This is a genomic window from Paenibacillus sp. RS8, from assembly GCF_041956825.1.
Lineage (GTDB): Bacteria > Bacillota > Bacilli > Paenibacillales > Paenibacillaceae > Paenibacillus_AQ.
Genome location: NZ_CP168131.1, coordinates 1,576,656 through 1,598,327, shown reverse-complemented (window position 1 = coordinate 1,598,327; position 21,672 = coordinate 1,576,656). Strand labels below are relative to the sequence as shown.

The 21,672-nt window shown below is 46.4% G+C and carries 21 protein-coding genes; 1 reads left to right on the top strand and 20 read right to left on the bottom strand.

From position 1 onward, the window contains the following. Positions 1-371 precede the first annotated feature (371 nt). From spoIIE to pth, 14 genes are all read right to left on the bottom strand, one after another. A complete protein-coding gene (gene spoIIE, locus ACDZ28_RS08410) occupies positions 372-2,879 on the bottom strand; it encodes a stage II sporulation protein E (RefSeq protein ID WP_076121185.1) in 2,508 nt (835 codons plus the stop codon). A 344-nt stretch (positions 2,880-3,223) separates the two neighbouring features. Beyond that, entirely contained in the window at positions 3,224-3,724 is a 501-nt protein-coding gene (locus tag ACDZ28_RS08405; RefSeq protein ID WP_036678766.1) for a S1 domain-containing RNA-binding protein, read from the bottom strand. A gap of 124 nt (positions 3,725-3,848) precedes the next feature. Beyond that, complete coding sequence (locus tag ACDZ28_RS08400; protein WP_042123145.1) at positions 3,849-4,184, bottom strand: septum formation initiator family protein; 336 nt, start codon at positions 4,182-4,184, stop codon at positions 3,849-3,851. A 23-nt stretch (positions 4,185-4,207) separates the two neighbouring features. Continuing rightward, complete coding sequence (gene yabQ / locus ACDZ28_RS08395) at positions 4,208-4,771, bottom strand: spore cortex biosynthesis protein YabQ (protein ID WP_076121186.1); 564 nt, start codon at positions 4,769-4,771, stop codon at positions 4,208-4,210. Next, on the bottom strand, positions 4,768-5,052 hold the full coding sequence (yabP, locus tag ACDZ28_RS08390; protein WP_042123140.1) for a sporulation protein YabP: 285 nt from the start codon (positions 5,050-5,052) through the stop codon (positions 4,768-4,770). Before yabP ends, yabQ begins: the two co-directional genes overlap by 4 nt. A gap of 155 nt (positions 5,053-5,207) precedes the next feature. Next, on the bottom strand, positions 5,208-5,486 hold the full coding sequence (locus tag ACDZ28_RS08385; protein ID WP_042183857.1) for an RNA-binding S4 domain-containing protein: 279 nt from the start codon (positions 5,484-5,486) through the stop codon (positions 5,208-5,210). Continuing rightward, on the bottom strand, positions 5,486-5,758 hold the full coding sequence (locus tag ACDZ28_RS08380) for an HU family DNA-binding protein (protein ID WP_036678778.1): 273 nt from the start codon (positions 5,756-5,758) through the stop codon (positions 5,486-5,488). The genes ACDZ28_RS08385 and ACDZ28_RS08380 overlap by 1 nt, the downstream gene beginning before the upstream one ends. Before the next feature lie 287 nt (positions 5,759-6,045). Continuing rightward, positions 6,046-7,545 (bottom strand): nucleoside triphosphate pyrophosphohydrolase, encoded by a 1,500-nt coding sequence (mazG, locus tag ACDZ28_RS08375; RefSeq protein ID WP_375104435.1) that lies wholly within the window; start codon positions 7,543-7,545, stop codon positions 6,046-6,048. A 66-nt stretch (positions 7,546-7,611) separates the two neighbouring features. Next, positions 7,612-9,294, bottom strand: coding sequence for an oligosaccharide flippase family protein (locus ACDZ28_RS08370; RefSeq protein ID WP_375104434.1), 1,683 nt, complete (start codon positions 9,292-9,294; stop codon positions 7,612-7,614). 148 nt (positions 9,295-9,442) lie between these two features. Then, on the bottom strand, positions 9,443-9,985 hold the full coding sequence (spoVT, locus tag ACDZ28_RS08365; protein WP_076286877.1) for a stage V sporulation protein T: 543 nt from the start codon (positions 9,983-9,985) through the stop codon (positions 9,443-9,445). A gap of 255 nt (positions 9,986-10,240) precedes the next feature. Beyond that, the gene (locus tag ACDZ28_RS08360) at positions 10,241-11,284 is read right to left on the bottom strand and encodes a peptidylprolyl isomerase (protein WP_375104433.1); all 1,044 of its coding nucleotides are present in this window, start codon (positions 11,282-11,284) and stop codon (positions 10,241-10,243) included. Next, entirely contained in the window at positions 11,271-14,795 is a 3,525-nt protein-coding gene (mfd, locus tag ACDZ28_RS08355; protein ID WP_375104432.1) for a transcription-repair coupling factor, read from the bottom strand. Before mfd ends, ACDZ28_RS08360 begins: the two co-directional genes overlap by 14 nt. 131 nt (positions 14,796-14,926) lie before the next feature. Beyond that, on the bottom strand, positions 14,927-15,157 hold the full coding sequence (locus ACDZ28_RS08350) for an anti-sigma-F factor Fin family protein (RefSeq protein ID WP_076121189.1): 231 nt from the start codon (positions 15,155-15,157) through the stop codon (positions 14,927-14,929). A 142-nt stretch (positions 15,158-15,299) separates the two neighbouring features. After that, complete coding sequence (pth, locus tag ACDZ28_RS08345; protein WP_060621480.1) at positions 15,300-15,860, bottom strand: aminoacyl-tRNA hydrolase; 561 nt, start codon at positions 15,858-15,860, stop codon at positions 15,300-15,302. Positions 15,861-15,984: 124 nt separating this feature from the next. Here pth and ACDZ28_RS08340 point away from each other — a divergent pair, with 124 nt between their 5' ends. Further along, complete coding sequence (locus ACDZ28_RS08340; protein ID WP_076121190.1) at positions 15,985-16,185, top strand: hypothetical protein; 201 nt, start codon at positions 15,985-15,987, stop codon at positions 16,183-16,185. Between the two features lie 90 nt (positions 16,186-16,275). Here the strand turns inward: ACDZ28_RS08340 and ACDZ28_RS08335 are convergent, their stop codons facing one another. The 6 genes from ACDZ28_RS08335 to ACDZ28_RS08310 form a co-directional block, all read right to left on the bottom strand. Next, positions 16,276-17,229, bottom strand: a complete 954-nt coding sequence (locus tag ACDZ28_RS08335) for a ribose-phosphate diphosphokinase (RefSeq protein WP_036678796.1) — start codon at positions 17,227-17,229, stop codon at positions 16,276-16,278. An 87-nt stretch (positions 17,230-17,316) separates the two neighbouring features. After that, positions 17,317-18,708, bottom strand: a complete 1,392-nt coding sequence (gene glmU, locus ACDZ28_RS08330; RefSeq protein ID WP_375105320.1) for a bifunctional UDP-N-acetylglucosamine diphosphorylase/glucosamine-1-phosphate N-acetyltransferase GlmU — start codon at positions 18,706-18,708, stop codon at positions 17,317-17,319. A 281-nt stretch (positions 18,709-18,989) separates the two neighbouring features. Beyond that, positions 18,990-19,280, bottom strand: a complete 291-nt coding sequence (gene spoVG, locus ACDZ28_RS08325; protein WP_042123119.1) for a septation regulator SpoVG — start codon at positions 19,278-19,280, stop codon at positions 18,990-18,992. A 210-nt stretch (positions 19,281-19,490) separates the two neighbouring features. Further along, complete coding sequence (purR, locus tag ACDZ28_RS08320) at positions 19,491-20,318, bottom strand: pur operon repressor (protein ID WP_042123117.1); 828 nt, start codon at positions 20,316-20,318, stop codon at positions 19,491-19,493. Between the two features lie 76 nt (positions 20,319-20,394). Beyond that, the gene (gene ispE / locus ACDZ28_RS08315) at positions 20,395-21,249 is read right to left on the bottom strand and encodes a 4-(cytidine 5'-diphospho)-2-C-methyl-D-erythritol kinase (protein WP_339288713.1); all 855 of its coding nucleotides are present in this window, start codon (positions 21,247-21,249) and stop codon (positions 20,395-20,397) included. 140 nt (positions 21,250-21,389) lie between these two features. Beyond that, a complete protein-coding gene (locus ACDZ28_RS08310) occupies positions 21,390-21,566 on the bottom strand; it encodes a small, acid-soluble spore protein, alpha/beta type (RefSeq protein ID WP_042123112.1) in 177 nt (58 codons plus the stop codon). Between the last annotated feature and the right edge of the window lie 106 nt (positions 21,567-21,672).

The window sequence follows — 21,672 nt, the reverse complement described above, 5'->3', positions numbered from 1 at the left end:
TTGGGGACATTTGTGATCTGAACTGTGGGATAGTGAATAGGGGAACTGCGAGAAATGTTTGGGCTTTCGATCGCTGTTGTCCTCAGATTCCCTGATTAGAACCGCCTGTTGCGGTTGGAATCCGAGGACAAAGGCGAACGCTCCGCTTCTACAGCTCCAAAATTTCTCTCCGTTCCATACCTTCACTAGTAAACAGTTAAGATCTGAAAAAATTATGCGCCAAAGTCAGTCAACCTTTGAAACGTAAATAGTAGACGTCGGCGAGTTACACATCACAGACTCGCCTCGACCTATACCAATAACAGTGTACACGACGCTTCGCGCGTGCTTAAACATACAGGCATTACGACACTTCGCGCGTGCCCAACCATCTAGCTCACCGTACGCGGACGCTCCATTCGGCCGACACCAGGCATATGCAGGCTGGACCATTCCGGATGAAAATGATCAACACGACTGACGACAATCGTCATGTCATCATGGATCTCATTGCCCTGATAACGAATCACCTTATCTAACAGGCTATCCGCCAAATCTTGAGGATCATCCCCTTCAAGCTCTTGGATCAACCGTTTCATCCATATCTCCTTATTAACGGCATATCCAGGCGCATCATAAATACCATCCGTCATCATAATCAAAATATCACCCGCCCGAAGCTGCATGCTGATCAAATCCACGTCGATATCTTTAATGATTCCTATAGGCAGATTACTAGAGGTTATTGGAATGACCTCACTGCCCCTCCGGATAAAGCTCGGTGCGGAAGCAATCTTCATAAAGGTGGTCTGTGCAGAGTACTGATCGATTAAAGCCATATCGACGGTAGCATAGAACTCGTCGGGAGAACGTAATAAGAGAATAGAGTTTACCGACTTTACAGCCAGCTTCTCGTCCATACCCGATTGCAGTAGCTTCTCTAACATGCCAAGTGCAGCACTGCTCTCCATTCTCGCCCGCTCACCATTTCCCATCCCATCGCTAATGGATACCGCAAAGGTACCATTTCCAAGCTCTACGGTGCTAAAGCTGTCACCCGACAGCATATCTCCACTTTTAGAAACGACAGCCACCCCTGTGTTTACCTCAAAAGCTTTAGCTGAACCGAAGGTAACCATCGACAAGCCTTCCCTAGGATGGACTGCCGTCTCACTCATGACAGCAATATTCTCATCCAAAATGTCAGATAAGAGCGGGGCGATCATTTTACGGCACTCATCAAATCCACGAGTATAGGCATGAACCACCTCAATTTCTACACGCCCAGGGTCCAGACTTAAGATCTCAATGCCATGGATAGACAAGCCCAATTTCTCCAACGTCTCACGGATTTGAGCTTCCTGGCGATACATGGCCTGTCCTTCACGTTTAATTTCTCGCGCCAAGTCCTCCATAACCTGCGACACGCCGGATAACTGCTCGGCAACAAATTGACGACTATCGTATATTTGTCTTTTCCATCGCATATCATGTTGGTAAAGATCATATTGCCCTTTCATGACTTCAAGCACTTCGCCAGTTTTACCGCAAATCCGGCTCCATTCCGGTGGTAACTGAGCTGCCGTAATATCAGGGCATTCCTCGACAGTGGTCATCATATCTGTCATGTATCTATATGTCTGATAGAATTTCGCATCCCAGCAGTGGGAACGCCGAATGCATCCCGCACAGGCCCCCTCTGTTACCGTATTCATGAAATCCTCCATCTCACGGTCTGATTTCCCTACTTCTCCTGCGCGTGGAATCTGCCCAAAGCTGCTCGACAGCTGCTGGAATACCTGTGAGAATTGCGTCACCCGTTCTGCCGTTAGATCCCTTACCCTTCGTGCATACTCATGTTGAGATCGGCTATGGTCTGATGTGCCCGGAACATATTTAGCAATAGCAGATATCATCGCCTTAGGCGTTATAAGAAATAGCACCACCGCTACGCAGGTCTCCCATGTTGAGGCCATCATATCACCCGGACCCGTAAAATAGACGGAAAGGATCGTGGATCCTAGCAACATCCCGATAGATACTGCACCTTTTCGGCCGCCCTGCATCATTCCCGCCAGCATTCCGGAAAAAGCAAGCAGGCTCATCTGGTAGATTGCACTGATATCCGCCAAACTGAGAATCAACCCGGTCACCACCCCGACAGCAGCACCAAGAGGAGCCCCTCCTGCCATGGCGAAGAGAAGAATTAAATAACGTGACAATATATGCTCCAAAGACAAACCGTTAAGGGTCCAACCCACTAGGCCTGTCATTACTGAGGCGAGCAAGATAATAAGGCATAGAATCTCCTCATTCCTGAGCGCTCTACTCTTTTGCTTATAGGTTAGTAGAGGCAGCGCTTGAATAAACACCAATGTAAGTACAAAGCCTAGTAGAGCATCTAGTGTTGTCATCATAAGCGGATACCAAGAAAGAGAAGGGCCAATAACGATCTGGAACAAGCCAACCATAAACGAAGACACGAATACCATCAGTGGTGCATAGGACAAGTCTATTCGCTCATAACTTTCCAGTCCTTTATAAACTAGAAAGAAAATAATCAGTTCAGCCGTAATAACCAAAGCTCCAGGGAATGGAGTAAAGAGACTTCCAGCTATAATGGCTGCAGCTACAGGTAGAATAGAGTCGCGACGCATAAACACAATGACGGCAAAGTATGCGGCGGCAAAAGGAGATAGTTCGTCCAAAATCATGGCTCTACCCAGCAGAAATCCCATGAAACTAAGCAAAAGCATCCATTTCTTCGCTGCTATAAGCTGAATGTACCGCTGCTTCTGACCCCAAGCTGCAATACGCGTGCGTAAGGCTTGTCTTTGCTTCTTATCTTCACTTCCCACTCTTGTCCACTCTGGCAAATTTACCACGTTGCTTTTACTCATTCCCCTACACCACCCGTTTAAGAATTTATGGTACTCATTATATAGCCGGCGATTTGAGAAAGTTTGTCAGAAATGGAGGGACACACACAAGAAATTTCCGACAAAAAAGCCTTCGACCGCGATCTTTAAAAAAGCTGTTCTATCCCATGCGGGGCGGTAGGTTGATTAGTTTCAAGATTATTTCCAACGCAGTTTCACGCGCTGACGCGGCGGTCATTCGTCAGCGATTGCCCTAGAGTTATGTGAGAATGGCATGGATGCTGTCGGCAATTTTATATGACATGACAAAAAAACCGCAAGGGCGAAATGCCCCTGCGGTTATTTATGATGTACAGGTTATTGGATTATACGCGTTTGGCTCCACGGCCTCCACGCTTTCCTTCTGTGTTCTTCTTGATCGAAGATATACGTTCTTCGCTGTCTTTCAGGAATCGCGACATTTTATCCTCGAATGAAGGTTTACCGGCTGCAGGCTTAAATGGACGCCCACCCCGTTCACGATTGAATCCACCGCCGCCTCCACCACTGCCGCCGCCACCGCCGAAACGGTCTCCGCCGCTAGGACGTTCTGGTCTTGGAGCTCTAGGCGGACGTACTTCCGATGCCGGCTTGTCAACAGCCTGCTTAATGGAAAGTCCGATCTTGCCGTCCTTATCGACGTTGATCACCTTGACTGTTACTACATCACTAATCTTCAGATGATCGTTAACATCCTTGACATAATTATCGGCGATTTCCGAGATGTGAACGAGACCTGTGACACCTCCTGACAGATCCACAAATGCTCCGAAATGCGTGATGCCTGTCACTTTGCCTTCTAACTTGGTGCCCACTTCAATTGCCATAGAATAAAATGATCCTCCCTTAAAAATATACAGACGAATATTAAGGTCATCCTGTCTGCGGTGATTTGATTATACAGTAAAGAGCAAATCAAGGCAACAGAGTAAAAGCCTCTTTTAACCTCTATTATTGCTCCGATTGCTCTGTTCGAATAGGAGTTTCCCCTTGAGGATAGATATTGTACCATTTACGTGCTAATTGGCCAATATACTCGTCATCATTAAGTCTGGATAATTCATATTTTAATTGAGTTAAAGATGCCATGACATCCTTACTAGTTTCCTGTTTTTTCGCAAGTTCCTTGCCCTTGTCCGCAATGACTGCACTCTGATCGAAGTAAGTATAACCCGCCCAGCCAAAAAATAGTGCCACAAAGACAATCCACATAAATCTTCTTCTCTTCGCGCCTGCGGCCGAATTTTTACTATGATTACTTTTCTCTTCCGCAGTAAATCTGTTCATGCAACGTACCCCCTAATTCAAGGTCAGCGTTTCCGCCATTTGGTAATCCATCCAGTGATCTTCACAATCCAGGCGCTTTGTGCCAGCCGCGATAACCGTGGAGAGATCCACCTTACAGGTAATACCCAAATTGGTTTGGTCAGACGCAGCAGAAGCTTAAGAATAAACCATAGAATACGACCTGTTAGCTTTAGCAGTCCTAAAATAAAACGCCAAAGCCAGCGAAGAGGTGTACCTATCAGGATCTCCACAAGTCTCCATAGCAACCTGAACATATACTGAACCGATTGAATTAACATTAACACAAAACGCCGTACCGTAACACTGAAGATTAAAAAATAGATCCATACTCCTAGAAACAAACCTAAAAAGACATAAAATCGCAGTTGGCCTTGATTTCCGGCATATAGCATACGAAATACTAGCAAAGCGGCCCATAGCCAATATAGTAGATCTAGCATAGCATTCAGCCATTTGGGAAAATTGAACTTCAGCGACAGCACCCGGTAGCTGTCATAGGCCAGTCCCATTGCCAACCCAGCCATGATCATGTAGAACAGCGTCACCCACTGAACTGCAGGATTCATTTAAATAGCTTACCGAGTAGACCTTTGTTTTTGCCCTGCGATCCGGGATCGAGATAAATCAGGGAATGTACATTGCCCTCTAATGACAACATTCCGTTCTCCAGACTTAAATTTTTAATATGTAAATGATTCCCGCGAATGGTGAGATGGCCGAGTTCTGTACGAAGCAAAAATTCCTCACTGTCGAAGCTCTCCACATTTTGCACGCCCGTCAACTCTAACTGCTTACGACTGCGCATGTGCAGATCATGCTGTTTGTTTACCTTTCCTGGCTCGATCATAGCATGTACCCCTCCTTCTTACCTCTAATCTATGGCAGAAGTAGAAGTTATAGAACATCCCGTCCCTCTAAAAAAATAAGAGAAACAAAAAGAAAAAAGAAGGCACCACTCTACAGAATGTAAAGTTATGCCTTCTTCTTTATTTACTATTACTCTTACCAGTCCAGTCCGCTGCTCTTAGCAACAGGCTCTTCCCGAACTAGAGTATACATCCCAGCGGCCTCGTCCTTGCGAGTCGTTTCGACCAGCTTTTCTACTTTGACCGTTACAAGCTTTTGCCCAAATTGTACAGTAATCTCGTCACCGATCTTAACTGCACTACTAGGTTTAGATTCCCGCCCGTTAATCAGTACCCGGCCTTGTTCGGACACATCCTTGGCCACTGTACGGCGCTTAATTAAACGGGACACTTTCAGGAATTTGTCAAGACGCATTAGTTAACGGCTTCTTTAAGCTTGTTACCAGCTTTGAAAGCCGGTACAGTCGATTCTGGAATTTCAATCGTTGTGCCCGTTTGCGGGTTGCGACCAGTGCGTCCTGCACGTTTGCGAGTTTCAAAAGTTCCGAAACCGATCAGTTGGACTTTATCACCTTTTGCCAAAGCTTCTGTAATCTCACCCAAGAACCCGTTCAATACTGCTTCTACATCTTTTTTTGCCAATCCGTTTTTCTCGGAAATGTTGTTTACCAAATCTGTCTTGTTCATAATTTAAAGTTCCTCCTAGGATACGAAAAAATAAATGAAACGAGAATCACCACCATAGGATGGGGCGAATCGCATTTCGTCTTTATGTTATTCTTGATGTCACCTTAAAATCCTGCCACGATTCGTCGTTTTTTTAAAAAAGAAGCAGTTATTTCTCACAAATCGTCGCAGAATCTATTCTATAGCACTATTAAACTACTGGCCACATTCTAAATCAGAAAATAAAAGCTACATCCACAGCATTGCCCCATTTTAGAGTCCATATACCGTAAGGAGGCTGTGAAAGGCTAGACTTTTCGCTCCTCCGCCTTAGCTTCTTGCCACAATTCTTCCATCTCTTCCAAACTACTATCCTTTACACTCTTTCCCTTGCGCTGCAAGCTTTGCTCAATATATTGAAACCGGCGCACAAATTTGCGGTTAGTTCGGGTTAATGCCTCTTCCGGATCTGCACCGATAAAACGAGCGACATTCGTAACTGCAAACAACAAATCCCCAAGTTCCAGAATTTGATCATCTGTCGCCGCATCTGTGTCAATCGCCTCCTGCAGCTCATCGATCTCTTCACGAATTTTGGCTATGCAATCCGTAGCGTTGTCCCAGTCAAAGCCCACCTTGGATGCTTTTTTCTGAAGCTTGTATGCCTTCATAAGGGCAGGCAGGTCACGCGGAACACCACTAAGAACGGATAATTCCTCTGGCTTCACACCTTTCCGCCGCTTCTCTTCTGCCTTCATGCCCTCCCAGTTCTTCAACGCTTCTTCGGCATCATTCGCATTGGTATCTCCAAAGACGTGAGGGTGACGGAAGATAAGCTTATCATTCAGCCCTTCAATGACGTCATACACGTTAAACGTGCCCAGCTCCTCCTCTATTTGAGAGTGAAGCATTATTTGCAGCAAAAGGTCGCCCAGCTCCTCTTTCATATGATCGGGGTCATCCTCATCAATGGTTTCAAGGACTTCATAGGTTTCTTCGATTAAATTTTTGCGCAGGGATTCATGTGTCTGCTCCCGATCCCATGGACAACCCTCCGGGCTTCGAAGAATATCGACAATCTCATGCAAACGAGCAAAGGTACGATTTCTTAGATTCTCGTCACGATTCGCAGGTACATAGACCAACGACAAATTTCCATAACCGTTAAGACGATCCAGCTCGTATAGAGGGACTCTTACAATACTTTCTTCGTTCTCCACACCGAGTGCATGACCCACAACCACTTCATATTCAGGCGGATACAGCTCCATCAGACATAACTTTGTCTCCGAGGCTGTAAAGCTATCGTATACCTGGCCAATCAGGGTATGCAGTTCAGGCTGAAGCTGAGCGCTGCGAATACCAGAAGCATCTAATAGTTGAAATCCTTCGATGGGGTCAAACCCCAGTCGAACAAACGCTTCGTCGAGGAAGCTCTCTCCGCCTAAAATTTGCAGTTCAATGCCTTCCTCAGGACACCGCTCACGCAGCTGTGAAACCGCTGATTCCGCCACCATAGGATGACCCGGAACCGCATAGACAATATCTGTACCCTCAGGTGCGGACAGAGCCTCTTCAATCAGCTTTGAAGTAATCGCTGCATAAACCTCAGGAAACGAAGATAAGGATTCATACAATCCATCGAAAGACTGTGAAGCAATTTCAAGCTCGGAGAGTGCAGCCATGACTGGATGCTCTTTTGTCCGTACGTAAACAACAGATGCTGCCTTCAATTTCTTTATAATCCCTAACGTCAGTCGATCAGGGTTACCTGAACCAAGACCAACGACCGTTAATGTTGCACTCATGTCTGTTCCTCCTCATCAGCGGCTGTCTCAGCAGACCGCATTTTTATATTGTGATGTAAACGTTGATTAAGGGAATAAGCGCAGCTTCTTCAGCTTGTCCGCCAGGGATGGGCCGAAGCCCGGAAGCTGGCGCAGCTCGCTCTCGCTAAGGAGCCGCAGGGCTATTGCCCCTACGGCAAAGACAGCGCAGCCTGCGAGCACTCCGAGCAGGCTCTGCGCCAAGCTGGCGGTGCGTCCGCCGCCAATGCCAGCGGCCGTAGCCGCAGCGCCCACGCCCCAGCTGGCGGCTGCGGCGGCAAGAGCCAGGCCCGCTGTGAGCAGCGCGGGCCGTGCCAGGGCATCTGCTAGGCGAAGCCGCAGATGGCCCTGGCGGTAGAGCAGCAGCACGTTGAGCGCTGCTCCGAACGAATGCGCGGCCACGCCAGCGATGGCCGCGCCGGTAATGCCCTGCTGCGGAACCAGCAGCAGGTTCAGGGCCCCCTTGAGCAGCGCGGCGGCCAAAAGGTGCAGGGCCGGGGCGCGCACGTAGCCGAGGCCCTGCAGGAGTGCAGCCGAGATGATGCTGACCGTACCGCCAACAGCGGTTAAGGCCAGCCAAGTCATAGTGCTGCTACCGGCGGTGTCGCCGTAAAGAGCCATATTAATCGGCTCAGCAAGCACTGCAAGGCCCGCTGACGCTGCCAGCCCTAGCAGCCAGAACCAACGCAGCGACAAGCTGCAACGGTTCTCGATCAGCTTCATGTCTCCCTTGTACTTCGCCTCTGCTAAGGCTGGTATGAACACGACAGACAAAGAAGTGGCAATCATCGTTACAATCTGCACTAGTGGCAAACCACGATTGTATACACCAAACTGTGTCATTGCCTCTACTTCGCTTCCTACAGAGGATAGCAAGCGAGGTACAGTGAATACATCTACAAGACCGATAAGAGGCATTGCGAGCGCGCCAAGCATCACGGGAATTCCATAAGCCAGCAAGGCCCCTGCTTTAACGCCCATAATCCGTTGATTTGAACGCCCCTCATTATCTGCATTGGGCAGCTTTAAATCCTGACTTTCGACAGAAGCGGAAGCATCTAAAGGGGCCCCTTGTCTTAACACCCGCCGATGACGTCGCAAAAATAGCAGCATGATCACAAGCCCCGCTGCCCCTCCCCCGGCTGATCCGAGTAATGCGCCAGCAGCAATGCTCTCAGCGCCTGCACCCAGTGAGGTCAGGTATAAGAGCAGTACAATCATTACAGTAACACGTACGGACTGCTCTACAATTTGTGACACAGCCGTCGGAACCATATTATGAAGACCCTGAAAGTAACCCCGAAGAGCTGACATGATTGGAACAACCGCAAGCCCCCACGCACTTGCCCGCAAAGCGGGCATCACATGCGAGTTGCCGACCCACCCAGCTATAATCGGTGCACCTGCATAGGTGATTGCTCCGATAACCAAACCGCTTATGGCTGTTATAACCGCAGATAACCGCAGAATCCGCTGACCCTCGTCATCCTGCCTTCCTGCAGAGGCTTCAGCGACAAATTTGGATATGGCCGCTGGCAGACCCAGCATCGCTACCGTCAACAGCATCGTGTATAAAGGATAAACCGTGTTGTATATACCAAATACCGCATCTCCGCCTAGATTTTGCAGCGGGATTTTTTGGAGTGTACCTATAAGCTTTGAAATAATCGCCGCTGCACTTAGAATAAATGCCCCTTGCAGCAACCGTGATGTTTGTGTGTTAGATTTCATAAAGTACCTGCTTCTACAACTTTAATGGGATGAATTTCTATATTATAACGTATGTATACCCACAAGTAGAAACGGTTTTGTAAGAACGACAAAACCCCGTTTGCCCTTTGTATATCTTACCAAAAGGAAAGCGGGGTCTACATTACGGTTATTGCTCCATTTGCTTGCCAAGGAATGCGGCGGCGGTTTCGGCCATTTTCACTTCCATTGACGACATTTTCACTGAATCATCCTTACTTACCATCACTACACAACCTATAGGATCTCCACCGGAAATGATCGGTGAGGCTACATATGAGGACACCAAATCCGGATGATCTTTAGCGATTTCATAACTGCCTTCGTTGGTTTCCAGTACAGTCTTACGACTATCCATGACCTTCTCCAAAAGAATTCCTACTTGTTTTTCCAAATAGTCTTTCTTGGAGCCACCAGCCAGTGCAATAAAGGTATCACGATCAGCAATCATCGTAATATGCCCAGTACCTTCGAACAAGGACTCCGCGTACTCTTTTGCAAAGTCACCAAGCTCGCCAATCGGGGAATATTTCTTGAGTATGACTTCACCGTCCCGATCGACGAAAATTTCCAGTGGGTCGCCTTCTCTAATCCGTAGAGTACGTCTAATTTCTTTGGGAATAACCACTCGTCCGAGATCATCAATACGCCGAACAATTCCAGTAGCTTTCATTTCACATGTGCCCCGCTTTCTTAAGAAGTATGGTCTTACTACTGTCCATTATGGGAAAGGATAATCCCAGTGATTTATCGTAATATCTGACCATAGTATTCATCTCTTCCCAGATCCTTATACATAAGCTGACATGTATTAATATCTGCATCAAGATAAAGGCCGTTCTGAAGATGTTTCTTCGAAATAAAAAGCCATCTTCACATTAAGTGAGGATGGCTTTTCTAAGGTAAGCTTGTCCATTTTTACCGATGTTTATTCAGCAGCTTTTGTAGCACTTGGGGATGCGCTTGGCGCAGTAGTGGCTTCTGTTCCGCTATTTTTTGTTCCGGATTCATCTGCGGCAGCAGAGCTCTTCGGCAGATTGATGCTCTCAATAATGCCTTCCAGATCTTTCTCCATGAACGCTTCTAGGTTCTTGGATACAATGGAGCTCTTAATGCCTTCTTTTTGTTCATCCGTTAACTGATCAAAGGTTTTGTCGGTACGGGACTCCACCTTGATGATGTGGTAACCATAAGAAGTCTCCACAGGATCACTAATGGTATTCAAAGGCAAGGTTTGAGCAGCCTTCTTAAACTCGTCTACATACGTTCCTACAGCTTTATCTTTATATTCTCCGCCTGTTTCCTTAGAGGCTGTATCGTCAGTGTATTCCTTAGCGATTGCTGCAAAATCAGCTCCGCCGTCCAGCTTTGCCTTAACTTCCTTCGCGATTTTCAGTGCTTCTTCGCTGGTGCGCTCTTTGTTGTCAGCATCGGTCAGACCGATCAGCACATGACGCAAAGTCGCTACCGTAAAGTCACCTTTTGTAGCTTCAAATTCTTTAACAACCTGATCGTCGGTCACTTTAAGCAGCATATCCTGATAAACCGTCAGCACACGCTCCATATAACTATGGATGTCGCCCTCAGTAACGTCAGCGTCTTTTAGCGTTTTCTTATAGTTGTCGCCCAGAGCTTTCTTCAAATCTGCGATTTGGCTATCTGCCTCTTTCTTCGCCTGCTTCTTCGCTTCATCCGTTGCTTGAGAAGCCAAGTATTCGAAGCCCACTTCCTGTTTCAAAATAGACTCCTTAAAAGCATCAATCTCTAAATATTGCGCTTGCTGTGGGGAGAGGAATTTCATGATTTTTTGATCCATCGCAAATTCCTTCTCTGTAATCGTTCCACCTTTATAAGTCGCTACTGCCTTGCTATCATCAGCACTGCTACCGCATGCTGCGAGCATAGAAAAGGAAACCGCTGCTACCAATGAAACGAGCAGCACTTTCCATGATTTTTTTTTATTTAACGACATTGTGTAGTTCTCCCTTCGATTTAAAAGACTGTTTAGCTTCCTTAAGAAACTGTTCAAGCAAGTCAAGCAGCTGTTTATCACTTAAATCTTTCGATTTAACTCGGATACTGGCTTTAGCATCTCTATCGAATTGTACACGTCTTTCGAAGCTATTTCCAACTTTAGCGAGTTTTGCTGTATCCAGAGCGCCAAGACTCCCCTCGTAGAAATTCAGGGTAACATCATCACCACGTCTGATCATGGAATCAATGCCGTACATTTTTCCATACACTTTCAGACGAGCCACAGTTAGTAGATTAACAACTGCTTCAGGCAGTTCTCCGAACCGATCCAAGAGCTCATCCTCAAGCTCAGAAGCATCATCGAAGGATGTCACTGCCGCAACTTTTTTGTAGATTTCAATTTTCTGGATACTGTCGTAAATATACTCGGATGGCAGATACGCGTCAATCGACAAATCAATGACAGTATTGCCTTCTTTAAGGGACGTATCCTCCTCACCAAGTACAGTAACCTTACGCTTGCGAATTTCCTCCGCCAGCATTTGTGAGTATAGATCAAATCCTACGGACGCAATAAAACCATGCTGTTCTGCGCCAAGTAAGTTGCCGGCACCGCGAATAGATAAATCTCGCATCGCTATTTTGAAACCAGAACCGAGTTCCGTAAATTCCTTAATAGACTGCAGCCGCTTCTCTGCCACTTCCGTCAGAACCTTGTCCCGTTGATACGTGAAATAGGCGTACGCAATCCGGTTGGACCGGCCTACACGTCCACGCAACTGATACAGCTGAGACAAGCCCATCTTATCCGCATCATGCACAATAAGTGTATTTACGTTAGGAATATCTACACCCGTCTCAATAATACTTGTGCTGACCAGCACATCGTATTCTCCATCAAGAAAATCAAGGATCGTCTTCTCGAGCTCAGCTTCCGACATTTGACCATGTCCGATGCCTACCCTAGCCTCAGGAACTAGCATGGAAATTTGAGCGGCCATTTCTTGAATGCCCTGCACTCGATTATAGAGATAGTAAACTTGACCGCCACGAGCTAATTCGCGCTCTACAGCTTCCCGCGTAAGTGTCTGACTATGCTCAACCACATAGGTCTGCACGGGGAAACGGTTCTCTGGTGGCGTCTCAATGACAGACAAATCACGCACTCCCAGCATCGACATATGCAGTGTACGAGGAATTGGAGTTGCTGTTAGGGTAAGAACATCTACATTCGTCTTTAACTTTTTCAGCTTCTCTTTATGAGTCACACCAAACCGCTGTTCTTCATCCACAATCAATAAACCGAGGTCCTTGAATACAAGATCCTGAGACAATAAACGGTGGGTACCGATAACCACATCAACCGTTCCCGCCCGAACGCCTTTAATCGTCTCATTCTGCTCCTTACGGCTGCGGAAACGACTAAGAACTTGAATATTCAACGGATAATTAGCGAAGCGTTCCCGGAAGGTCTCATAATGCTGCTGAGCCAAAATCGTTGTCGGTACCAGCACAGCTACCTGTTTACCTTCAATCGCTGATTTAAAAGCTGCTCGGATAGCTACCTCCGTCTTCCCATAGCCAACGTCTCCACAAAGGAGCCGGTCCATCGGACGATTCTGCTCCATATCCTTCTTAATCTCTTCAATCGCTCTAAGCTGATCCCGAGTCTCCTCATATGGGAACATCTCTTCAAATTCACGCTGCTCCTGCGTATCCTTCTCAAAACCATATCCTGCAGCACTTTGGCGTTCAGCATACAATTTTATTAGATCATCAGCAATATCCTGAACGGAAGAGCGGACCTTATTAGTCACCCGTGTCCATTCATTACCGCCTAGTTTATATACTTTCGGCTCTTTATCTTCTGAACCGACATATTTCTGAATCAGGTCAATTTGCTCAATCGGCACGGAGAGCTTATCGCCGCCCGCATATAAAATATGCATGTAGTCGCGATGAATCCCGCTGACCTCCAGCGTACCGATCCCCATATACTTACCGATACCGTGGTTCTGGTGAACGACATAATCGCCGATTTTCAGCTCAGTATAACTCTTAATCCGTTCAGCATTATCTATTCCCTTGGAGATCTTACGTGCCTTCCGCTGCTTCTGAGAGAACAGCTCTCCTTCCGTGATAACGGCTAAATGAATAGAAGGCAGTTCAAAGCCAGAACCCAGATTTCCTTGTACGATCGTTGGCTCATCAATACCGTAGTCATAGAGGACTCTGCGCACACGTTCAATCCGTTCTTCACTGCTCGCAAGCATCATTACCTTTACACCGGACTTCTGCCAACGCTCCATTTCTGATTTAAGCACGTTCATCTGACCATGGAAATCCTGCATCCCACGGCTAATAAACCCAAGAATGTTTTGTGGTTGAATATGCGGGACCTGACGCAAAAAGATCGACATAAACAGGCTTTGAAACGGACGTTTGTACATCACAACATCTGTTTCGACAGAGAGATCCAGATCCGGCAATGTTTTGCCATTTTGCATCAAATGCAGGTTCCATTCCGACTCATCTCGTTCGAGTTGTTTCGCTGTTTCAAGCAGTCTTGTCGGCTCATCGAGAATAAGGATCGTATCCTCCACCATGTAATCAAATAAATGAGAACGTTCAGGATATAAAAGACTGATATATTTATAGATTTCAGGGAAATAAGTCCCTTCACGCAACATCTCCAGCTCACGGCCTATTTCTTCCTTAAGTCGCAGCTTAGCCTGCCGATCCGCCATCTTCTCGAGCTGTCGCTCCAGCCTAACTGATGCTTCAGCGGAAGCAGCTTCTTGGCGAAACCTACTCGCTATGATCTCTTTAGCCGGTGTAATCTTCACACTACGTACCTTATCAATAGAACGCTGGTCCACTGGATCAAAATTTCTTATGGAATCAACCTCATCATCAAATAACTCAACCCGATAAGCCAAGGGAGAAGTCATTGGATAAAAATCAATAATTCCGCCACGTACGCTTAGCTCACCACGGTTCTCAACCCGCTCTACTCTTTCATAACCCATCTCGATCATGGACATCAAGAATTCATCCAGAGCGAGCGTTCCATCCTGGGAAACCGTAACCTGCGCTTCTGCCATAACCTCTGGAGCAGGAAGCAGTCTGCGCACTCCTGAGTAAGGAACTACAACAATACCACGGAAGCCCTGAGCACATTTGGTCAGTACATCAATACGCTGAGCCAGAGTCTCGGGGCTTGATACAGCTGCTTCCGCAGCCACAAGTTCATTAGCTGGATAGAGCAGAACTCGTTCCGGCGAAAGCGCTTCCTGTAAATCATCGGCCATTTTCTGAGCCGAAAACATATTATGAGTCACCACAAGCAAAGGACGAGCCGTCTCTTCATGCAGTGCTGCAAGCATAATCTGTCTAGCAGAACCTGTAAGCCCCGATATGAGCTGCTCTTTCATACCTGCAGCGACACCTTGGGTGATAGACTGGAAATCGGGATCCTTGGAAAAAGCTTCTATAATACCTTGTAACAACAGGCGCACCTCTCTTACTAAACAGGCTAACGGAAGCCAAAGCCGCCGTCACCTATTATGATTGGAATCGAAAAGAAGCCTCAGCTGTAACGCCAAGGCTTGCGGATGACGATAGAGACAGGCGCTTCCACCTACTGAAGCGGACTTGTCAGCAGGCTAAGCTCCGGATTGTGCTCTAAAGCCTCCTTGCAATAGTCGCAAGTCACCTTTACCGTGATCTCACCTTCTGAATTATACGCTATTATATCTCTGCGCTCCGCAGGGGTCAAGGAATGAAGGCCCAACTGCACTTCTGTAACATCACTTCTATTAATGCTGCCTAGAGATGTCTTGCAGTGCCTACAAACATAGTTTATTGCCATCTATATGCCTCCTGAAGGTACTATATACCTTCAGTATGTCCGGCGAACATCATCTTTAGCCTTAAAATAACCCCACAAAGTGGGGACTTTGCTTCGATGCTGATTCAGGTACTTTGCGGGGAGCCCCGAAAACTTATACAGATCAACCATTGAATTTAGCCATCGTCTGTTCGAATGAATTATGCAAGCTGAACTCCAGTGCATCACAAGTATTAAGGATCATTTGCTTCAGTGGATCGCCTTCTTTTTTAGGAAAAGACGAGAGAACATAATCCACTATGGCAAAACCCGGTTCAGGACGAGAAATACCCATTCGTACCCGATTAAAGCTTTGTGTACCTACATGCTGAATGATCGATTTAATTCCGTTATGTCCACCAGCACTTCCTTGATAGCGCAATCGGATTTTTCCAATTTCGGTATCCAGATCATCGTAAACAACGATCATATCTTCAAGTTTAACTTTGTAATAATCCATATAAGCACGAACGGCCTCACCGGATAAATTCATAAAGGTCATCGGTTTAATCAATACCGTTTTGACTCCACCAATCACGCCTTCACCGATTACGGATTTACATTTGCTTTGGTTGAAAGAAATTCCGTTTTGGGCCGCAAGCTCATCCAATGCCATAAAGCCAACATTATGCCTTGTTTTCGCATATTGTGTTCCCGGATTTCCCAATCCGACAATCCATTTCATTATCGAACCTTTCCTTTCCATTCGGGCTCCCAGCAAGAGAAGTCCGTTTTTGGTACAATAGATCTTATCTACATATCTCTGTGCAACCAGAGCGAAATTATACTCCGAAGACAGGTGATAACCAATGTTACAACCAGGTGGAATCTTAACACATCAACGTGATTTCCAGTACCATATCCAATATGCTGTGCCTGTGGAAATATACAGAGGCGACGTGCACATTGACATCGGTGTATTGACAGCAGTGGACGAAGGATTTGTGGAGCTGCAAGGGACTCTCTATAACCGCAGCATATTCACCTTTGTCTCCCGCGCCGGATATTGAAACCAGCGCTTCCACCTGCATCACGCCGATAAGGGTTACATCTCCGACTACGGAGGTGTAACCCTTTTGTACTATATCATTGATTTATATTTATTCAATCTCAAACAATTTACTAATCGACAACTCTTCATGGACGCGGATAATTGCCTCACCCATAAGTGGAGCCACGGACAACACTTTGAGCTTAGAGGTTGGGTTCGCGCTGCGAATTGGAATGGTATCCGTCACGATAATTTCTTTAATCGGAGAATTCTCCAGACGTTCATGAGCAGGACCAGACAATACTGGGTGTGTACAGCAAGCGTATACTTCCTTCACGCCGCCTTCCATCAAAGCATTAGCACCAAGTACGATGGTTCCGGCAGTATCGATAATATCATCAATCAAAATGGCTGTTTTGCCTTCAATATTACCGATAATGTTCATGACTTCGCTGACATTCGGCTCTGGACGACGCTTGTCTATAATTGCAAGCGGAGCGTTCAGGAAATCAGCAAGCTTTCTTGCACGTACTACACCGCCGTGATCTGGTGATACGACAACTGGGTTCTCAATTTGTTTGGAACGGAAATATTGAGCCAGAATTGGTACTCCCAGCAAGTGATCCACTGGAATATCAAAGAATCCCTGAATCTGCATAGCATGGAGGTCCATCGTAATTACACGGTGAGCGCCGGCTTTTTCAATCAAATTTGCTACCAGCTTGGCCGTAATAGGGTCACGGGAACGAGCTTTACGATCTTGGCGAGCGTAACCATAGTAAGGGATAACCACATTGATGCTTTTTGCGGAGGCGCGTTTGAGTGCATCTACCATAACTAAAAGCTCCATTAGGTTGTCATTAACTGGGCCGCAGGTGGATTGAACAATATACACATGACAACCCCGAACGCTTTCTGACAGCTTGACCTGAATTTCCCCATCGCTAAAGCTTGTAGTATGCGATTCACCCATCGGAATTCCGATGTAATCAGCAATTTGACTAGCTAGCTTAGGATTGGAGTTACAAGTGAAAATCTTTAATTTGGAATCACAATAAGTCATAAAATTTAAACCCTCCGTGACGGAATTTAGCTTTCCAAAGGCGCCGGCGCGGAAATATAAGTCCGTCCGGCGCTTCTTAGCAACGCTTTACGATGGACTCGAGTGGTCTTTCTTCGCTTTTGCACGGGAACGTATCTTCTCAGCATATCCCGGTTTGTTCTCTTGTCTTACTCTAGCAACAGCAAGATCGTTCTCTGAAACGGAACGCGTAATTGTCGAACCAGCTACAACAAAAGCCCCTTTGCCCACAGTAACTGGTGCAATAAGGTTAACGTTACTGCCGATAAAGGCATCGTCTTCAATTGTTGTCGTAGATTTATTATACCCGTCATAGTTAACAGTAATCGCACCGCAACCGACGTTTACATTCTTACCCACAGATGCATCGCCAATATAGCTAAGATGTGACACCTTAGAGCCGTCACCAATCGTAGCATTTTTGATCTCGACGAAATCTCCAACTTTCACTTCTTCTCCAAGTATAGAACCTGGACGCAAATAGGCAAAAGGCCCAACGGTAGTCCGTGCGCCGACTTGTGCTTGATTCAATACAGACTGCTTAATCGTTGCGTCGTCCATGATCTGACAATCCTCGATTTCGCTTGCCGGTCCGATCACACAGTTCTCACCGATTACAGTTTTCCCCTTCAAGATGGTTCCTGGATAGATCGTTGTATCAGAACCAATGACCACATCTGCTCCGATATAAGTGGAGGCAGGATCGATTATGGTTACGCCACCCAGCATATGTTTGCGGTTGATACGTTGACGCATAATTGCTTCCGCATCTGACAAAGCTAGACGGTCATTAACACCAATAGACTCGTTAGCATCCTCAGTCTGAAAAGCTAGAACAAGATCACCTTGCTCACGCAGAATACTGATAACATCTGTTAAATAATATTCTTGTTGATTATTGCTGTTAGTAACCTTCTCTAACGCTGAAAATAACTTAATGTTATCAAAGCAATAAATTCCTGTATTAATTTCATGAATAGCAGCCTGTTCGGCATTACAATCTTTCTGTTCTACAATCTTCAATAAACCGCCATCTTCACTACGAATAATCCGTCCTAACCCGGATGGATCATCCATTACTGCAGTTAATACAGTCGCTGCTGCCTGACGTTCCTCATGCAGAGCCATTAATCCTATCAGCGTCTCCGATGTAATAAGCGGAGTGTCGCCATAGGCAACAATCGTTGTTCCCTCTTCACTACCGAGCAAATCCTTAGCCTGTTTGACAGCGTGACCAGTACCGAGCTGAGTTTCCTGCAGCACGTATTCCGCACCTTGCCCTACAAAGGCCTTAACTTTCTCTGCGCCATGCCCAACAACAACAACGGTGCGCTGGCATCCGGTAGCTTTTACTGTATCAAGCACGTGCCCTACCATTGGCTTACCGCAAACGGGGTGCAGCACCTTATATAATTTAGATTTCATTCGCTTGCCTTGACCTGCGGCAAGAACTATAGCCATTCTTTTCAAGAATGCCAACCTCCTACTCTTGAACTCACTACTGAATATATCTCATTCCGGGCAAAAAGAAAAGAGAACCATGAAGTCATGGTTCCCTTTTCTATAAACCCCATGTTAGAAAAGCATTTATCGCTGCCTTTCGAAGATGTCGTCAAATCCTTCACTAGCGGTAGCTTTTCTTGCAAGATCAAGCTGCTTAAGTCCTGAAGTGTATTCGGTATGATCTTATCAAAAACGGCGGATCCTACGCCACCCAAAAGGTAGCCGTCTTCCGAGGCAGCCTAAGCTCCCTCTTCAATAACTTCTTCTTCTTCTTCAGTAGCGGCGCGATCGTACTCGGCTAAAACCGCGGATTGAATCTTCTCGCGTGTTCCCGAAGAGATCGGGTGAGCGATATCGCGGAATTCGCCATCCGGTGTACGCTTGCTGGGCATTGCAACAAACATCCCGTTATTACCATCGATGACGCGAATGTCATGAACAACAAACTCGTTATCGATTGTAATGGATGCGATTGCTTTCATTCTCCCCTCAGAGTTAACGCGGCGGAGTCTGACATCCGTAATTTGCATGTGTGTGTTCACCACCTTTTTCCATCAGAGACTTGGTGTATAATTCCACACAGCAAAGCGAATTCCTTCTTTTTGATTCCATAAAATACCTAAAAAAGAAATATATTTTTTAGGATCTGTTGTTTTCGACATGCATCGGGTGATTTTCTTAATATTCCTTACGTTTTCGACAATTTCCACGCTTTTTGAAAACGTAGAAACGTCAAACCATCAAGAGGAAAAATAGTTACCCGGATGCGCTGAAATCCGCCGCTCTTTCGAATCGACCTCGCTCAGCTTTACTAAAGACACATAGTCATGCAACAGGCGTTCTTCCGACTCTACTGCGCCTGACTCAACTAATACACCCACTCCAGCAACCTCGGCATTAAACTCTCCCAGTAAGTCGACCATCCCTCGAACGGTTCCGCCTGCCTTCATGAAGTCATCTACGATGAGTACCCGCGATTTCTCCTTGAGTGCACGTCTGGAGAGAGACATGGTGTGTATGCTCTTATGTGATCCAGATACATAGTTAATACTTACTGCCGAGCCTTCTGTAACCTGATGGTCACGTCGTACCAGTACTACTGGCAAGCCGAGCTGTGCTGCCGTTGCATAGGCTAACGGAATCCCCTTAGTTTCTACTGTCATCACCACATCGATTTCCGATCCATAAAAGGCCGTTGCGATGATCTTCCCCGCCTGCTCCATCAAAGATGGCAGTCCAAGCAGATCCGACATATACAAATAACCACCGGGCAGTATCCGATCTGTCTGTTCTAGCTGCACACATAAACGTTTAACAAAAGAGAGCGCCATTTCTTTAGGCATAACAGGAATATAACGTACTCCACCTGCTGCGCCGGCTAAGGTCTGAAGCTCACCGATGCCTTCACCTTCAAATACTTCTTTTATGATTGCCAAATCTTCACTGATGGAGGACTTAGCCGCTCCATACCGATCGGCAAATATAGACAGCGGCAGTAGGTCATGTGGCCGCTCAAGTAAAAACTGAGTCATGTCTACCAAACGTTGGCTTCTTTTTAATTTCTTCACGGAATGCTCCTCGCCAAAACCGAATATTTTATGAAAAATATATCACTTTTGTACGGGTTTACACAAGAGAAGCATACTAATTGAGTGATCTCACTGCATAGACTTCCTTGCAGAACCCTCGCAGTCCATTATAAATTCTTGCTACTTTAGACTGCTTGGACACTAAACCGAACACTGTAGGACCGCTGCCGGACATTAAGACTCCGTCTGCTCCGAGCTTAACCATCGCCTCTTTGAGCTGCTGTACCTCTGGATGCAGCTTTAAAGTAACATCCTCAAGCACATTACCCAGATGATTACACACGCCCCCAAAATCTCCAGCTTCGATCGCGTCCTGCATCTTTCTAGCCGAAGGATGAACAGCAATATTATTGCTCCGAACGCGTCCGTATACTTCCGCAGTCGATACATTGATAGGTGGCTTAGCCAATACTACCCAGCATTGCGGAGGGTTCTTAATCGGCGTCAGCTTTTCGCCACGACCTGTTGCCAAGGCAGTACCGCCTGTAACGCAGAACGGCACATCTGAACCAAGCTCAGCACCAAGCTCCTGTAGCTCCTGTGAAGGTATGCCTAGACGCCACAGCCGATTAAGGCCGCGTAGCGTAGCTGCTGCATCGCTGCTTCCGCCAGCCAGGCCAGCAGCGACCGGTATTCTTTTGTCCAGATGGATATGTACACCACTCTTCACGTTATAACGCTCTTTAATAAGCCTAGCCGCCTGAAAGGCCAGGTTCTTCTCATCTAGAGGAATATAACCCGCTTGACTTGATATTATAATAGTATCCCTTGGCAGCTCAGACAGCTCTAAGCGGTCTGCTAGATCCACCATGGTCATAATCATTTCCACCTCATGAAAACCGTCAGCACGCTTGTGCAGCACATCCAGCATCAAATTAATTTTCGCTGGTGCCTTTTCATACATTTTCAAGGCGTTCACCCACCTTCAGCTTTTCCCGTAAAAACAACTTAACATATTATATGAAAAACTTCTAATGAAGTCCAATAATAAAAGGGTGTCGCCAGTTGGACGCACCCTTATTCGTTAAATAAATGTTCACACCCTAAAGATTAAGATTTCCGGGCAGCTTGTTCAGCGAGCTGAATTGCTCTTTTTACCATATTGCCGGCATCCTTTGCCCGGATTCCTCCCCAGCCTTCACGTTCTACAGTTTCGTAAAAACCAAGCTCCTTGGCTAACTCCGTCTTTAGTTCTTCCGACATCGTGCCTCGTTTTCTTCGGCTCATTACGGAATTCCTCCCTTATGAAAGTAAATGATAAACCCATTGCTCAATTAGTATGCTTGCTAAGAACAAGGATCATTCACCGGACATGTTAACCGCCAAAAAGAAC

What these genes read in the sequence shown, in the direction of transcription:
- ACDZ28_RS08400 (WP_042123145.1), bottom strand. Translation starts at nt 4,184, where the DNA reads ATGAACAGATTTACTGCGGAAGAGAAAAGTAATCATAGTAAAAATTCG.
- spoVG (WP_042123119.1), bottom strand. Translation starts at nt 19,280, where the DNA reads ATGCAAATTACGGATGTCAGACTCCGCCGCGTTAACTCTGAGGGGAGA.
- mazG (WP_375104435.1), bottom strand. Translation starts at nt 7,545, where the DNA reads ATGAGTGCAACATTAACGGTCGTTGGTCTTGGTTCAGGTAACCCTGAT.
- ACDZ28_RS08340 (WP_076121190.1), top strand. Translation starts at nt 15,985, where the DNA reads ATGTTACAACCAGGTGGAATCTTAACACATCAACGTGATTTCCAGTAC.
- ACDZ28_RS08385 (WP_042183857.1), bottom strand. Translation starts at nt 5,486, where the DNA reads ATGCGTCTTGACAAATTCCTGAAAGTGTCCCGTTTAATTAAGCGCCGT.
- spoVT (WP_076286877.1), bottom strand. Translation starts at nt 9,985, where the DNA reads ATGAAAGCTACTGGAATTGTTCGGCGTATTGATGATCTCGGACGAGTG.
- ACDZ28_RS08370 (WP_375104434.1), bottom strand. Translation starts at nt 9,294, where the DNA reads ATGAAATCTAACACACAAACATCACGGTTGCTGCAAGGGGCATTTATT.
- ACDZ28_RS08380 (WP_036678778.1), bottom strand. Translation starts at nt 5,758, where the DNA reads ATGAACAAGACAGATTTGGTAAACAACATTTCCGAGAAAAACGGATTG.
- yabP (WP_042123140.1), bottom strand. Translation starts at nt 5,052, where the DNA reads ATGATCGAGCCAGGAAAGGTAAACAAACAGCATGATCTGCACATGCGC.
- ACDZ28_RS08335 (WP_036678796.1), bottom strand. Translation starts at nt 17,229, where the DNA reads ATGACTTATTGTGATTCCAAATTAAAGATTTTCACTTGTAACTCCAAT.
- ACDZ28_RS08405 (WP_036678766.1), bottom strand. Translation starts at nt 3,724, where the DNA reads ATGGCAATTGAAGTGGGCACCAAGTTAGAAGGCAAAGTGACAGGCATC.
- ACDZ28_RS08360 (WP_375104433.1), bottom strand. Translation starts at nt 11,284, where the DNA reads ATGTCGTTAAATAAAAAAAAATCATGGAAAGTGCTGCTCGTTTCATTG.
- ACDZ28_RS08350 (WP_076121189.1), bottom strand. Translation starts at nt 15,157, where the DNA reads ATGGCAATAAACTATGTTTGTAGGCACTGCAAGACATCTCTAGGCAGC.
- yabQ (WP_076121186.1), bottom strand. Translation starts at nt 4,771, where the DNA reads ATGAATCCTGCAGTTCAGTGGGTGACGCTGTTCTACATGATCATGGCT.
- spoIIE (WP_076121185.1), bottom strand. Translation starts at nt 2,879, where the DNA reads ATGAGTAAAAGCAACGTGGTAAATTTGCCAGAGTGGACAAGAGTGGGA.
- ACDZ28_RS08310 (WP_042123112.1), bottom strand. Translation starts at nt 21,566, where the DNA reads ATGAGCCGAAGAAAACGAGGCACGATGTCGGAAGAACTAAAGACGGAG.
- glmU (WP_375105320.1), bottom strand. Translation starts at nt 18,708, where the DNA reads ATGGCTATAGTTCTTGCCGCAGGTCAAGGCAAGCGAATGAAATCTAAA.
- pth (WP_060621480.1), bottom strand. Translation starts at nt 15,860, where the DNA reads ATGAAATGGATTGTCGGATTGGGAAATCCGGGAACACAATATGCGAAA.